The 15,775-nt window shown below is 31.8% G+C and carries 12 protein-coding genes; 5 read left to right on the top strand and 7 right to left on the bottom strand.

Annotated features, from left to right (window positions below; all coding sequences use genetic code 11):
* Window positions 1-4 precede the first annotated feature (4 nt).
* Window positions 5-247: a hypothetical protein gene (locus WHD54_RS03955; protein ID WP_088324499.1), complete on the bottom strand. Its 243-nt coding sequence runs from the start codon at window positions 245-247 to the stop codon at window positions 5-7.
* A gap of 32 nt (window positions 248-279) precedes the next feature.
* Window positions 280-2,223, bottom strand: coding sequence for a putative porin (locus WHD54_RS03950; protein WP_233131011.1), 1,944 nt, complete (start codon window positions 2,221-2,223; stop codon window positions 280-282).
* A gap of 180 nt (window positions 2,224-2,403) precedes the next feature.
* Here WHD54_RS03950 and WHD54_RS03945 point away from each other — a divergent pair, with 180 nt between their 5' ends.
* Window positions 2,404-3,003 (top strand): ribonuclease HII, encoded by a 600-nt coding sequence (locus tag WHD54_RS03945; RefSeq protein WP_088324475.1) that lies wholly within the window; start codon window positions 2,404-2,406, stop codon window positions 3,001-3,003.
* 123 nt (window positions 3,004-3,126) lie between these two features.
* A complete protein-coding gene (locus WHD54_RS03940) occupies window positions 3,127-4,179 on the top strand; it encodes a nucleoid-associated protein (RefSeq protein WP_088324476.1) in 1,053 nt (350 codons plus the stop codon).
* Between the two features lie 65 nt (window positions 4,180-4,244).
* On the opposite strand, the gene lipB is transcribed toward WHD54_RS03940, so the two are convergent.
* A complete protein-coding gene (gene lipB, locus WHD54_RS03935) occupies window positions 4,245-4,946 on the bottom strand; it encodes a lipoyl(octanoyl) transferase LipB (protein WP_088324477.1) in 702 nt (233 codons plus the stop codon).
* Window positions 4,947-5,012: 66 nt separating this feature from the next.
* On the opposite strand from lipB, the gene WHD54_RS03930 reads away from it, so the two are divergent.
* Entirely contained in the window at window positions 5,013-8,318 is a 3,306-nt protein-coding gene (locus WHD54_RS03930) for a reprolysin-like metallopeptidase (RefSeq protein WP_158211825.1), read from the top strand.
* A gap of 81 nt (window positions 8,319-8,399) precedes the next feature.
* On the opposite strand, the gene pruA is transcribed toward WHD54_RS03930, so the two are convergent.
* The 4 genes from pruA to WHD54_RS03910 all read right to left on the bottom strand — a co-directional run bounded on the left by pruA (window position 8,400) and on the right by WHD54_RS03910 (window position 13,018).
* A complete protein-coding gene (gene pruA / locus WHD54_RS03925) occupies window positions 8,400-10,025 on the bottom strand; it encodes an L-glutamate gamma-semialdehyde dehydrogenase (RefSeq protein WP_088324478.1) in 1,626 nt (541 codons plus the stop codon).
* A gap of 201 nt (window positions 10,026-10,226) precedes the next feature.
* Window positions 10,227-11,216, bottom strand: coding sequence for a DUF3667 domain-containing protein (locus WHD54_RS03920; RefSeq protein WP_262502736.1), 990 nt, complete (start codon window positions 11,214-11,216; stop codon window positions 10,227-10,229).
* Between the two features lie 146 nt (window positions 11,217-11,362).
* Window positions 11,363-11,749 (bottom strand): Co2+/Mg2+ efflux protein ApaG, encoded by a 387-nt coding sequence (gene apaG / locus WHD54_RS03915; protein WP_088324480.1) that lies wholly within the window; start codon window positions 11,747-11,749, stop codon window positions 11,363-11,365.
* 54 nt (window positions 11,750-11,803) lie between these two features.
* Complete coding sequence (locus tag WHD54_RS03910; RefSeq protein ID WP_088324481.1) at window positions 11,804-13,018, bottom strand: DUF5103 domain-containing protein; 1,215 nt, start codon at window positions 13,016-13,018, stop codon at window positions 11,804-11,806.
* A 203-nt stretch (window positions 13,019-13,221) separates the two neighbouring features.
* Here WHD54_RS03910 and WHD54_RS03905 point away from each other — a divergent pair, with 203 nt between their 5' ends.
* The gene (locus WHD54_RS03905) at window positions 13,222-14,571 is read left to right on the top strand and encodes a Na(+)-translocating NADH-quinone reductase subunit A (protein ID WP_088324482.1); all 1,350 of its coding nucleotides are present in this window, start codon (window positions 13,222-13,224) and stop codon (window positions 14,569-14,571) included.
* Window positions 14,572-14,575: 4 nt separating this feature from the next.
* Window positions 14,576-15,775, top strand: coding sequence for an NADH:ubiquinone reductase (Na(+)-transporting) subunit B (locus WHD54_RS03900; RefSeq protein WP_088324483.1), 1,200 nt, complete (start codon window positions 14,576-14,578; stop codon window positions 15,773-15,775).

The raw sequence follows: 15,775 nt of genomic DNA, 5'->3' as shown, positions 1-15,775 counted from the left end.
GTACTTACTTTTTTTTATTGGGTATGCTGTTAAGAAGTACAGATAGTATAAGTAAAACCCATGGAGTACCATGCATAGCAACATCAAACCAATCTTGAGGCTGCATAGCGTTATTGCCAGAAAATGCGTTTCCACCAAGTAACCATTTAATTTTTCCCCAAATGTGCGGAGGGTTAAAGGGAGCTAAACCAAGTGTTAAACTAGCTATTAAAAATAATTTCCAGTTTTTTTTGAGCTGATTTTTCATCGTATTTTTTATATTTTTTTCCGAATATGATTCTAAATAAACCAGTTCCATACCAACCCAAAACGGATGGTAAAATCTCTGTATGGATAATTTGGAGCCGAAAAATAATTTTTATCTGTAAAACTAGAGGTAACATTATCTACTTTTAAGTATAAACGTGTTCTTCTTACTTGCGCATTAAAGAACACATCAAAAGTAGGAAAACCAATATCTTGTGTATTTTGCAATGTAAATTCTGCTAAAAGCGGATTGTATGCATTTGCTTTATATTTTGTAAAGTATTTAAAAGTGGTACCTATTTGAACCAACATGGGTTTGCCTTTAAACCAATAATCCATATAATAAAATGTATTTCTCGTAGTAAATTCCGGTACCCTAAATACCGAACTTCCATTGCTAACGTTCTGATACATTAAGGTATTGTCTAATGCAAATTTGCCAATTTTAATTTCTTTGTTTGCTTTTACCTTTAAGTAAGTTACCTGAGCAGCAAATTGTTTTGGCTTATTATCTTCATCGAAATAAGTATAATTGTCTAAGTTCGTAAAATTAACACTTGCATTTAGTAGTGTAGAGTTTAGCTCAAAACCTAAATCTCTCGTATTTACATTACTAAAATTTTCATTTTGCCAGTTGTACTCGTCATATTCACTTTGATGAAGTATTGTGTTAAAATTGGGCGATTTTGAACTTAGCAATAAAGTTCCTTTTGTACTAAATTTTTTTCCGTTGTTATACACTGCTTCACCTTTTATGTAGTTGCCCGAAAGACGGGCGTTACCTGGTGTAATATTTGCAGTAGCGTTTAATTGAAAATTTTTAATTCTAGCGTTCCAATCTGCTCCGAAGGAAATAGCATTTCCCGAAATTTTTAATTTATTAATACTGCTGTTGCTATTTAAAATAGTGTCGTACCCGTATGAAAAATTGGTGATATTAGTTTTAGCTTTAAAGGTTCCTAAAATATATTTTGATTTAAAAGCTAAGTGAAATTCGTTATTGGTAATACTACTTTTTGCTTGTTTACTCTGTGGATTAGAAGAAGACGCATTTCCAAAAAAAGCAGGAGTTAATGCACCTTGAATAAACTCATAAGATTTATTTTCGGTGCTTAGAATATGGCCTATTTTTAAGTTACTAAAGTCTCTGTCAGACAACGAGTCTTTGTTAGAAATTAGTTTATAACTTTGTTCTATATAAACTCTAGTACCATCAAACTGGCTTTCAGAGTTTGTTAAATTTACATCTAAACGAGCTCTAGACTCAAAATCTGGATTATCTTCTGTAAAATTTTTAAGAGCATCAACTGTTAGTCCACCACTTTCTTGATGAAAGAAATCTTGTTTTGCCAAATGCCCTCTAATTTTGTACCTATTATTTGTTGTGGTATAGTGGAAACTTCCTCTAAAATTACCATTACTTACCAATGCTTGTCTGTAGGCTCCCAAAGAACGAAGCCCTTTATATGCAAGAGATACATTTAATCTTTTAGAAAAATTTAAAGTGAATAAAGCATCTAAAACTTGTCCTTGTTCAAGACCAGTTCTATAGAGTATTTCTGATGTAACAGTTGGAACTTCGTAATATTTAATATCTTCAATTTCAAAATAACTTACTTGTTTTGCTGTGAAACCAATATCCGTAAGTCTTGCTGTTTTGCTAAAATCATACGCTAAATTATTTAGTGTTTGTCCTTGGTTGTGAAACTCTAAATATTCAAACAAATCTTTTCGTAAATAATTAAAAAAATATTCTTTTTTTAGTGTAAGAGTAGTGTCTATATATGAAGTGTCTTGTTTATGAGAAAATACTTTATAGTCTGTATAATTGGTTTCTCCAGAAAGGGTAACTTTTATAGAAGAAGTATCTTGAATAGAATCTAGTTCACCACGGTTGTTAATAAAAGTACTTTCTCTTTTCTCGTTACCTAAAGTTCTTTGAGCATTTACGTTTGTAAATCCTAAAAAACTAATCACAAAAAAAATGAATAAAGGTTTGGTCATAACAGTATTATACGCCTGCAAATGTAAAATAATTTAATGAAATTACTCATGATTAATTTCTGATATCATATCACCGTAATTTTGCTATTCAAATGGTGTTTTAAGAATTGTTGATTAATAAAAAATAAAAGAAATTTTCTTTTCTTTGCAAATATGTTAGCATTAAATTATAGCGGATTTTCTTTAGAAGTAGGAACCGATGAGGCAGGAAGAGGTTGTTTAGCAGGTCCTGTTGTTGCGGCTGCAGTAATTTTACCAGAAAACTTTTCACATTCTTTGTTAAACGATTCAAAGCAATTATCTGAAAAAAATAGAACTTTGCTAAAACCTTATATAGAAGAACATGCACTTGATTTTGCAGTGTCTTACGTTTGGCAAGACGAAGTAGATAAAATTAATGTTTTGCAGGCTTCAATTGCCGCAATGCACCGAGCAATAGACAAGCTTACACAAACTCCAGATTTTATTATTGTTGATGGAAATAAGTTTCATAAATACGCTAAAATTCCGCATGAAACAATAGTAAAAGGTGATGCCAAATACCTAAGTATTGCTGCAGCATCTGTGCTTGCAAAAACTTATAGAGATAGCTATATGAAGAGAATTCATGACGAATTTCCAATGTATAATTGGCAAAAAAATAAAGGCTATCCCACCAAAGAACACCGAGATGCTATTAGAAAATTTGGCATCACAAAATACCACAGAAAAACATTTCGGTTATTACCAGAACAGTTAAAGTTATCTATATAGATTAACTTTTTATACACACTATAAGTTTAGTTTTTAAAGAAGTAATTATAGTTTATAATAAACCATCATTATTTTTAGATTATTTAAAAACTTCAACTATTTTTACATTCCAAAATTTTAAAAATGATTAAAAAAACGCGCGCAGAAATTACTAAGTGTATTCTTCATAAAGTTGCAAATAAATTTAATAGTGGTCAAAATGTGTTTTCAAATGATTTAATTCGTTTCGATCAGGAGAGTTACGATATAATGAAGTCTTTTTTACTAAAACCTTTTGGTGCCTTAACACAAAGTTATCGTTTCACAAATAATGAAGATGTTCGCCTTAACGATTTAAATAATTTTACATCAGAAGTTTTTAAAGACGAAAATAGTTTTATCGACTACTCCAAAAAAATAGTTAATCATTTGTTTGAACAATCTAATTCTGCACAGATAAAAACAGGAGATGTTTTGGTGGTTTTTATAGAGGGTTTAGAGTATAAAGATGTGTTAACAGAAGCTATTGGTATTTTTAAAATTGAAAATAAGGTAGATTTTTTTCAAACGTATTTAGATGATAATGACAGTTTCGATGTAGTTGTACAAAAGGGAATTTCTACAAAAAGGTTAGATAAAGGTTGTTTAATTTTAAATACATCCGACACCGAAGGAACCGTAGTTTTCTCTGTAGATAACAATAATTACGATGCACAATATTGGATAAAGAATTTTTTATCTGTAAAGTTGGCAGACGATTATAATTCTCATACACAAAGCTACTTAGAAATGTGTAAAGAGTTTTCTGAAGAAGTTATAAAACCAGAACTAGGTATGCAAGAACAAGGTAATTTCTTAGCAAGCACAGTAGATTATTTTAAAGAAAATGAAACAGTAGATTATGCGGCTTTTAAAGATGAGGTTTTTGGTGACGAGAAGCACAAAGAGCAATTCGATGAATATAAAAAGCATTTTGAAACTTTGAATGATGTATTAATTAGAAATAATTTTGATGTTTCTGGAGTTGTATTGAAGAAAGAAAAAAATAAATTAAAAACAGAAATAAAATTAGACACAAATATTAGCATTAAATTAGATGTTGATGCGCCAGAGGCAGCCTCGGAGTATATAGAAAGAGGTTTTGATGAAGACAAAAAAATGAAATTCTACAAAGTTTATTTTAACGAAGAGAAATAATATTCATTAAAAAAAGTAAAGTAAATTTTATAAGTGAGCCATTATTTTGTGTTTGTTAATAAGGTTTACTTTACAAATACATTCACTTCAAAAAGAGCTTTAAAGTGTTTTAATATTTTTTCCTTTACCTCTTCTTTAGTTATTTTTTTACCAAGTTCAGCTTGCATCGATGCAACCGCTTTGCCACGAATACCACAAGGTATAATATGATCGAAGTACCCCAAATTGGTATTCACATTTAACGCAAAGCCATGCATGGTAACCCACCGAGAAGAGCGAATACCAAGCGCACAAATTTTTCTGGCAAATGGTGTGCCAACATCAAGCCAAACACCTGTTTCTCCCTCGCTTCGTTCTCCCTTTAAGCCGTATTCGGCGATGGTTAAGATAATAGTTTCTTCTAATAAACGTAGGTATTTATGAATATCGGTAAAAAAATTTTCTAAGTCTAAAATTGGGTATCCTACTATTTGCCCTGGTCCATGATATGTAATATCTCCACCTCGATTTATTTTATAGAAAGTAGCCTTTTTCTCTTTAAGTTGTTCTTTGTTTAAAAGCAGGTTGCTTACATCGCCACTTTTTCCAAGTGTATAAACATGCGGATGTTCTACAAACAAAAAATGATTCTTTGTTTCTTGAGTTAGATTATTTCTTCGATTTTGTACTTTAATGTCAACAATTTCTTGTAACAATTGGGTTTGTAAATTCCAAGTTTCTTTAAAATCTTTAACCTTTAAATCTGTAAGTAGTATGTTTCTATTCATTTTATATCTTACAAAGATAAATATTTCGTTATATTTGAAGCAGTCATTTATGTAAAATACTTCGTTATGTCCACTAATAAAAACCTTCTCATATTGTTGGTCTTTTCTGTTCTATATACATTAGTAGGACATGCACAGGAAGACGAATGGAAAAAAGTATCTAAAAATGAACAAGTATCGCAGGTTCCCGTTTTTATTACTCTAGAAAATTTACCAACAAATTTTCATTTATTTTCCTTAGATACTAGATTGTTAACCAATAAATTACAAAGAAAAACAAGCTCTAAATCATCAAATAGTTTCATAAAATTGCCAAATTCTGAGGGAGTTTTAGAAACTTTTAAGGTAGAGGAAACTTCAAACTTTGAGCCTCAGTTGGCTGCTAAATATCCAACAATTAAGTCTTTTACAGCTAAAAGTTTAGAAGACAAATCTACCTTTGCAAGGTTAAGCTTGGGTACCGATGGTTTTCATGCGGTTATTTATTCATCTAACAAACCTTCAGTATATATAGATCCTTACACCAAAGACAAGCAAAAATACATTGTATATAAATCAACAGATTTTATTTCAGAACAAGATACTTTTCAGTGTAAAAAAGCTGAAACGGCAACTCAGTTGGTTCAAAAAAACACTTCTACATTTAATGCCAATGATGGTAAACTAAGAACTTTTAGGTTGGCAGTTGCGTGTAGTGGAGAGTATGCTCAGTTTCATTTAACAAATCAAAATATTGCTAGCTCAGCGTCTGTAAGTGTCAAAAAGGCTGCAGTTTTATCTGCAATGAACACAACCATAACCAGAGTAAATGGAATTTTTGAAAAAGATTTAGGTGTAAAAATGGTTTTGGTAGCAAATAATGAAGATATCGTATTTTTAGATGCCGCAACAGACAATATTACCGATGGCGACCCTGATGAAATGATTAATGAAGTACAGACTATTATCGATACAGAAATTGGTACCGAAAATTATGATATTGGCCATGTTTTTAGTATCGGCGGAGACGGTATTGCTGGGTTAGGAGTTGTATGTTTACCAGGTCAAAAAGCAAAAGGTGTAACCGGCAGAAGTGCCCCAATTGGCGATCCATATGATATTGATTTTGTAGTGCATGAAATAGGTCATCAGTTTGGAGCAACTCATACCCAAAACAATGGTTGTAATAGAACTGATAGTAGTGCTGTAGAGCCAGGAAGTGGTTCTACTATTATGGGATATGCTGGTATTTGTCAGCCAAATGTTCAAGGTCAAAGTGATGATTATTTTCATTCTTTTAGTATTGCTCAAATGCAGCAAATTATAAACACTACTGCAAATTGTGCAACAGTAACCTCAGTCGGAAACAATGTTCCTACTGCCAATGCTGGCGCAGATTACAGCATACCAAAATCTACTCCATTTATTTTAAAAGGTACTGCCACAGATGCAGATGGTGCCAACTCTTTAACTTATAATTGGGAGCAAATAGACAATGATGTAGCAACAATGCCACCTTTATCTACTAATTCTTCCGGACCAATGTTTCGTTCATTGCCCTCTAAAACAGTACCAGAAAGATATATACCTTCATTATCAAACGTAATTTCTGGAACATCAGCTACATGGGAAGTATTGCCCTCAAATGCCAGAGATTTAAATTTCTCTTTCTTAGTTAGAGATAATAATGCAGGTGGTGGTGCAACTGCCTATGATGATATGACTGTTACCGTTGTAGATGTAGCGCCGTTTACGGTCACTTCACAAAGTTCAGCAATAACTTTAGATGCTGGAAACTCAGAGATTATTACTTGGAATAAAGGAGATACCGATTTAGCTCCTATCAATTGCCAGAATGTAACCATAAAATTATCGACCGATGGAGGTGTAACTTTTCCTATTATTTTAGCATCAAATACCCCAAATGATGGTTCTGAATCAGTAATAATTCCAGAAAATGCAACCACATCAGCAAGAATTATGGTTGCTGCTGCAGATAATATTTTTTACAATGTAAATGCTGTAAACTTTTCTATTCGTTCTTTAACTCCTTCTTTTATTCCTTCAAATCAGAGTGGTGTTTTATCGGCATGCAATATTAATAGCGATTCGGCAAGTTATAATTTGAATTTTAATTTTATTAATGGTTTCTCAGATACAGTATCGCTAACAGCTACAGGTAACCCACCAGGATCTTTGGTTAGCTTTTCTCAAACGACTTTAAATTCTAGTGGTAACATCACTATGACAGTAAGTAATTTTAATGGAGTTTCTCCACAGCAATTTACTGTAAAAGTTACAGGAACTTCTGCAAGTGTAAGTAAAGAATTAGATGTGTTGTTAAATATTACAAGTTCTAGTTTAGCGAGTCCTGTTTTAACGACACCCACAAGCGGAACAACAAATGCATCTATAACCCAAGTTTTGCAATGGCAGGCAGATATAAATGCAAGTTCTTATATTGTAGAACTTGCTACAGATTTAAATTTTTCTGATATTATAGAAACATCAACTGTAACTTTAAATAGTTATACAACAACTAACTTAAACGGACAAACATTATATTTTTGGAGAGTAAAAAGTTTAAATAATTGTGCACAGAGCTCTTTTTCTAATTATCATTCCTTTATCACAGAAACACCTAGTTATTGTTCGTCAACTTTTACAGATGAGACTGGTGGATCTGAATATATTAGTAATGTAAGTTTTGGAACAATTAATAATAATTCTAGCAATGACATGGTTGATGGTTATGAAGATTTTACTGCTTTAAATACCAATTTACTTAGAAATGAAAACCAAACAATTAGTGTAACTTTTGATGTGGCTGGCTATCAAGATCATTGTTACGTTTTTATTGATTGGAATAGAGATTTTGTTTTTGATAACAATACCGAACGTTATGATTTAGGAACTGGTACTAGTAGTACTTCAAATATTGTTACCTTAACAAGAGCAATAACTGTTCCTTCGGATGCAAGGTTTGGAAAAACCAGAATGCGTGTTGTTCTAGAGTATGACGATCCAACCGATGGTTTTGGTGATGGAGCGTGTGACTCAGATCATTTAACAGAATGGGGAGAAACTGAAGATTATTCAGTTACCATTCTCGATCCAACCGCCTCAATTGATGATGAGACTTTCATTGATTTTAATTTATATCCGAATCCTTCTAATGGTAATTTTAAACTATCATTCAATGTATTAGAAAAAAGTTCAATTTCAGTTCAATTATACGATTTAAAAGGTAGTTTAGTGCAAAAAAAATATTTTAAAAATGTTGAATATAAATTTTCTGAAAATTTAGAATTTGGACCTTTAGCAAAAGGTATTTATATGTTAAAAATAAGGACTAAATCTAAGCAAGTAACAAGAAAGATACTTATCTATTAAAATACTTTAACAAATATAGTTCATAAAAATAGCCTCAATTTTAGTAATAAAATTGAGGCTATTTTATGATTTTAATTCAAATTATCCTAAGAACGGATATTTGTAATCTTCGGGACTCACAAAGGTTTCTTTTATAAGTCTTACAGAAGTCCAACGTAATAAGTTCTGAGCAGAGCCTGCTTTGTCATTTGTTCCAGAAGCTCTAGCACCACCAAAAGGTTGTTGTCCTACTACTGCTCCTGTTGGTTTATCGTTTATATAGAAGTTACCTGCGGCATTTTCTAATGCTTTAGACGCTTTTTCTACAATGTATCTATCCTTAGAAAAAATAGCACCAGTTAAGGCATATTCGGTAGATTCATCTACTAATTTAAGGGAATCTTCCCATGCTGCATCTTCATAAATATAAATGGTAATAACAGGACCAAATAACTCTGTAGTCATGGTTGCATAAGTAGGAGATTTAGCTAAAATTACGGTTGGTTCTATAAAATATCCAACCGATTTGTCGTAGTTTCCTCCCAAAATAACTTCTGCATCTGAGTCTGCTTTTGCTGCGTCTATATACTTTGTAATTTTATCAAAAGAACCTTCATGAATTACGGCATTTATAAAGTTTGAGGTGTCTTCTGGAGATCCCATTTTTAATTCATTTACCTGTGCAGTTAAATGTTTTTTAACATCATTCCATAAAGAAGCAGGAATGTATGCGCGAGAAGCAGCAGAACATTTCTGACCTTGATATTCAAAAGCACCTCTGGTTATTGCTGTAGCAACTTGTAATGGATTAGATGAGTTGTGAGCCCAAATGAAATCTTTACCACCTGTTTCTCCAACTATTCTTGGGTAGGTTTTATAGTTGTGAATATTATTACCTATTTGTTTCCATAGGTTTTTAAATACTGTTGTAGAACCAGTAAAATGTAAACCAGAAAAATCTGGAGAAGCCAATACAGTGTCAGAAATCATAACTGGATCTCCGTAAACTACATTTATTACACCATCTGGTAAGCCAGCCTCTTTAAACAAATCTACAATAACTTGTGCAGAGTATGCTTGATGGTCTGAAGGCTTCCAAACTACTACGTTACCCATTAATGCGGCAGACGCTGGTAAATTTGCAGCAATAGAAGTAAAGTTAAAAGGAGAAATAGCATACACAAAACCTTCTAAAGGTCTGTACTCTACACGGTTCCAAATACCAGGTGCAGATGCAGGTTGGTCTTTAAAAATATCGGTCATGTATTGTACATTAAATTTAAAGAAATCTATCATTTCGCAGGCTGCATCAATTTCTGCTTGAAACACATTTTTAGATTGTGCTAACATTGTTGCTGCATTCATTCTTGCTCTGTATGGTCCTGCTAATAGCTCGGCAGCTTTCAGAAAAATTGTGGCTCTTTCCATCCAGCTAACGCTAGACCATGCCTCTCTGGCTGCTAAAGCTGTTGCTATCGCCTCATCTACATGTTTTTTTTCTGCAACATGATATTGTCCTATTACATGTTTGTGATCGTGAGGAGGAGTAATATTTTTGGTGTTACCTGTTCTTACCTCTTCGCCATTTATATGCATTGGTACATCTACACTACTATTGTACATAGATTTATACGTTTCTATAAGCTCTTTTTTTTCTGGAGAGTTTGGTGCATAGCTTTTTACGGGCTCATTTACTGCAACCGGAACATTAAAAAATCCTCTTGTCATTTTATTTATTTTAAATTATCATCTACTAATTAAGAACAACAAAGTTACAATTTATTTGTGAGTTAGTAAACTTATAAAACAAGTGGTATTTTACATTTTAGCAATGTGTTTTACCTTTTTAAGTAATTTAGAGGTAGCAGTTTTTTAAGGAAACTTAATTACTTAGCTTTTAAGAAAAAGGGGTGTATTTGTATGGCGTTTTTAATAGAGAGCAAAAGAAAGAAGTGCAACTAAAACAACACCTAAACTTGCCATTTGAATGTATACAATATTCAGTAGTAAAAATTTGAGTGTAGTTTTAAGATATCCTTGTTGATAAAATTTTTTCATAGCAAGAAATAAATACACTAAAAAAAGTAAAAGCAGTACCCATAAATTCGAAATATTTGTAAAAATATTTACAATAGTAAATAGAGTTAATAGCATAAAAAATACAGTTTGGGTGTGAAATACAAATATTAGATGATTTACATAGGTGTGTTTTCTTCGAATATAAAGTAGTTTTAGAAACAGTGTAAATAATGGTAAAAATATAAAAAGCGAAATTGATCCGTAAGACAATAAGTCGTTTATTAACTTATCTCTGTTATTTTTTTTAGCCAAAGAGGTCAGCGTTTCTACTCTTGTATATAAAAATCGATTTTTAAAATTTTTCTCAAATCCCAGGCTATCCAGCGCTTCATCAACCTCTAGATTAGGATATTTTTTTTGGTATTTATGAAATGAACTTAATTTGCCAAGTCCATCAAAAGAAAAGCTATTGCCATCGCCAATATTTATAGCTAAACTATCTTGATTGTTCTCAATCGCTTCTTTTATAATTTCGTCTTTTAGATTATCAGGTAACGGAACAATAAAGTTGTTAATTTGTTCAGAAACTTTCGCTTCAATATTCTTTATTTTTGCAGTTTTAGTTTCTTTTTTAATGGAATCGTTATTAGTTTTTGTTGCTAGACTATCAATTTTACTAACTTTATATGCTTTATTGTAGGCTTCAAATTTCTTTTTACTCATAGATACACCGAGCGTTAAAAAGAAAAATACAGAAATAGTAAGGTAAAAACGGAAAGGGTTCGAATACCTGTTTCTTTTTCCTTCTACAAAGTTCTTAGATACCAAACCGGGTTTGGTTAATAACGGAATGATGGTTTTCCAAAACTTAGCATCAAAAGAGAAAAAGCCATTAAAAATTTCATAGATAAAATTTTTAAAGCTAATATATTCTCCTTTATTTGCTTGTCCGCAATCTGCACAAAATCTATCGTTTATAGCTAATGGATGTCCACAATTTAAGCAGTTTAAATTTTGTGATGTTGCTGGTTTTTTACTTGTTTTTTTTAGTTTGATAAGATAGGGTTTGTTAGTTGAAAGTTAGGAATGTAAACTTTAAATTGGTTGAAAGTATCTAAATTTATCATGGTATAAAAACCTTTCATTGCGCCGATTTCTGCAGTTAAAAAGCAACCAGATTTATAGGTGTAAACATCTTTTGGTTTAATTACAGGTGTTTGTCCTACCACGCCCTCGCCACTTACAATTTCTACGCCGTTTAATGCATCGTAAATACTCCAAAATCGGTCGGTTAATTTTACAGTTTCTTCGCCTTTGTTTTCAATGGTAACAGTATATGAAAAAATATTTACGAGTTCATTATCTTTAAAGCTTTTTCCTTGAAAGCTTGTGTGAACAGAAACTTGTATGTCTTTTGTTATTTGCTGTACCATTATTAGGTAAATGTAGTTTTTTAGAGGCTGATTTACAAATTAGAAATATTTATTTTACTCATTTTGATTAAAAAAAGTGTTTCCAACTCCTATAACTCTGTCATATAAACTACCAAAAGGTTTGTAATATGCAATTACAGTATATTGGTTTTCAGTTTCAAAAAAGCTTCCATTTATTTTGTTTGTATTTAGGGGTATATTTTTTTCAATTGAAGCAAAAGTATAATTGTAAAAGCCTTGTTTTAATAAAATTTTTGCAGTGTATGTTTTTTTGCTAGGGTTGTATTTCATTTTATTTTCTTCGGAAATGCTAAAATCGTTAAACGCTCCATACACGTAAATAGCCTCTTTAAAAGGTTCATCTGCTAACAGCGTAAAGTGCATTAGCACATAATCAGCTTCGGTATTGTTGTTTCTTCCTTCCAATGTTCTAATTACAAATTGCCCATTAATATCAGGATTATAACTGTAGTTTATTAGTTCGTTGTATTCAAAAGGATAAATGTAATGATGAAAAATATTTTTGCGCTCAATTTTTACAATGTTCAAACTTTTATTACGAATAATTTTACTGTCGAAGTTTAGGTATTCATTTCCTCCCCAAAAATTTGTTTTATTTGTATAGGTGTATGCAAGTTGTTTCGGTTTAAAAAATGTTGGCTGTAAATTGCTAATTATTTCGTTCCAATTATTATTTTTAATAATCACTGCATTAACCTCTAAATTTGGATTATTAATAGTTATTTTAGGGTGATTGATTGAGAACTGAATGGTTTGTTGCGAGTTTAAAGTTTTGGTGTTTCTGCTTCGCTCTACTGTAACACCTATAGTTGCCGCATTTTCATAAAGCACAAATCTTCTGGTAAAAATAACTTCATCATAGGCATCTAATACAGAAAGAAGGTAATTACCACTTTTAGTAATTACGGTATTAATGTTTGGAATTTCTACAGAATAGTGCGTGTAGTTTTGCAATGTGTTAAAAGAATTTGTCATGTTTATGATAGCGTTTTGTTGAAAGCCATCTATATACTGACTGGCCAACAATCTACTTTTTTGCCAATCGTGGGTCATATGCTCTACTTTATATTGATATTCTTTGCTATCTGCCTCCAAGTCATCAAAAGATAGTTGTAGGGTGGTGCCAAGAGGAACAATTGCCGAAAACGAATTTTCTTGTAATGGTCTTAGTTGGATTGTTTTAATTATTTGACTATGATGTTGTAAGGCAAATAATAAGGTTATTAGTAAAAGTAATTTTTTTGACATATTGTAAAAGTATCAATCATTTTTGATAAATGTCAAATTTCGAGCCAAAAAAATATCTAAATTATCAAAATGATATTTTGTTATTTATAATTGTTATAAATAAGCTATTTTTAACTAATATATAAGAGATTTGTATTTAAAATGCTCTTTAAAACCATTATTTTTGCATCGATTTTTAAGATAACTAAATATTCCAATTTACTATGTCAAAAGACATTCGTATTAAAAAAGGCTTAGATATTAAGCTTGTTGGCGCTGCAGAGAAGACTACAAAATTAGTTTCTAATAGTAGTATTTACGCAGTAATGCCAGAAGATTTTCACGGAATTACACCAAAACTTACCGCAAAAGAAGGTACCGAAGTAAAAGCAGGAACTTCACTTTTTTATTCAAAAAGTGATGATCGAATTTTATTTCCGAGTCCTGTTTCTGGTAAAGTTGTAGAGGTTGTTCGTGGAGAAAGAAGAAAGGTTTTAGCAATTAAAATAGCTGCAACTCCAACCCAAGAATATGCAGATTTTGGTAGTAAAGATGTTGCGAAACTATCAGCAGAAGAAGTGAAAAATCACTTATTAGCATCTGGTTGTTGGCCTTTTATAAAACAGCGTCCTTATGATGTTGTTGCAAATCCAAACCAAACGCCTAAGGCAATTTTTGTTTCTGGTTATCCAACTGCGCCATTAGCTGCAGATTTAGCCTACACTTTAGCTGGTAAAGAAGCAGAATTACAAGCAGCACTTTCTGCTGTTTCTAAGCTTACCGAAGGTGCAGTTCATGTTTCTGTAGGTAAAAATGTATCATCTCCTTTCAATGATTTGAAAGATGTAACACTACATACAGTTTCTGGTCCACATCCATCAGGAAACGTAAGTACACTTATTGCAAATGTAGATCCTATTAATAAAGGAGAAGTTGTTTGGGTAGTTACACCACAAGATTTGGTTGTAATAGGAGAGTTGTTATTAACAGGTAAATTAAATTTAAAAAGAACTGTAGCTTTAACAGGTTCTCAATTTAAAAACCCTTCTTATGTTTCTGTAATTGCCGGAGCAGCCATAGCAGATGTTACTGCAGATAATTTACAGGATGACAATACAAGAATTATTAGCGGTAATGTTTTGTCGGGAACAGCTGTAAAGAAAGACGGTTTTTTAGGGTATTTTGATAACCAAGTAACAGCAATACCAGAAGGAAATGATTATGAGTTTTTTGGATGGAATAAACCAATCTTTAACAAAATATCTACTTCACGAGCATTAACTTTTTCGTGGTTAACTCCAAATAAAAAGTACGATTTAAATACAAATACTAATGGAGAACACAGAGCATTTGTAGTAACGGGTTCTTATGAAAAAGTATTTCCTTTAGACATATATCCAATGCAATTACTAAAAGCATTTATGTATAAAGATTTAGATGAAATGGAAGCTTTAGGAGGTTATGAAATTGCTCCTGAAGACTTTGCTTTAACAGAATTTATTTGTGTTTCTAAACAACCTCATCAGAAAATAATTAGAGAAGGTTTAGACTTAATGAGAGAAGAATTAGGATAAAATTATGGGCTTAAAACAAAACTTACACAATTTAAAAGAAAAGTATAGAGGCACTAAAATGGCGCCAGCATTTAATGCAATTCATACTTTTTTATACTTACCAAATGAAGTAACTCACGGAGGTACTCATATTAAAGCAGCAGACGATTTAAAACGTACAATGAATATTGTAATTGTATCTTTAATTCCGTGTTTGTTGTTCGGTATGTTCAATGCCGGATACCAGCATTATGCAGCTATAGACAACTCTTTAAGAGCAGATGTGCTTGCTAACTTTTTTACTTTCGATAATCTTTGGATTGGTATAATTAAAGTTTTGCCGTTAGTAATTGTTTCTTACGGTGCAGGACTAATTGTAGAATTTATTTTTGCTGTTATTAAAGGGCATGAAGTAGAAGAAGGCTATTTAGTTACTGGTATGTTGGTACCATTAATTGTGCCAGTAGATACACCATTATGGATGTTGGCAGTTGCCGTAGTTTTTGGAGTAGTTATTGGTAAAGAAGTTTTTGGAGGTACAGGAATGAATATTTTAAACCCTGCTTTAACCATAAGAGCATTCTTGTTTTTTGCTTATCCAACTTGGATGTCTGGAGACAAAGTTTGGGTATACGATGCAGTTAATAGAACAGGAACTGCCGATGCCATTTCTGGAGAAACTATTTTAGGTAGCTATGCTCAAAACCAAGAAGTAGTATATTCTACATTCGATAAGTTTATGGGCTTTATACCAGGTTCTGTTGGAGAAACTTCTACATTTTTAATTTTAGTAGGAGCAGCTATTTTAATTTTCACCAAAATAGGAAGTTGGAGAATTATACTATCAACATTTATTGGTGCAGCAGTTATGGGACTAATTTTTAATCAAGTAGTTGCCGCAGATATTATTACGGAATCAAGTAAGTTTTATGGTTTAATGAGTACTGCATGGTGGGAACATTTAACCATTGGAGGTTTAGCATTTGGTGCTGTTTTTATGGCAACTGACCCAGTTACAGGTTCTCAAACCAACAAAGGAAAATGGATTTACGGATTTTTAATAGGTTTTATCTCTATCATGATTCGTGTTTTCAACCCAGCATATCCAGAAGGAGTTTTCTTAGCTATTTTGTTAATGAATGTTTTTGCACCAACAATAGATCATTACGTAGTTCAAGGAAATGTAAAGAAAAGATTAAAACGTGCTAAAGTAAAAACTGCTTAA

The organism is Polaribacter tangerinus (genome assembly GCF_038024095.1).
In the GTDB taxonomy this organism is placed as follows: Bacteria; Bacteroidota; Bacteroidia; order Flavobacteriales; family Flavobacteriaceae; genus Polaribacter; species Polaribacter tangerinus.
This window is presented reverse-complemented; position numbering and strand designations above follow the sequence as displayed.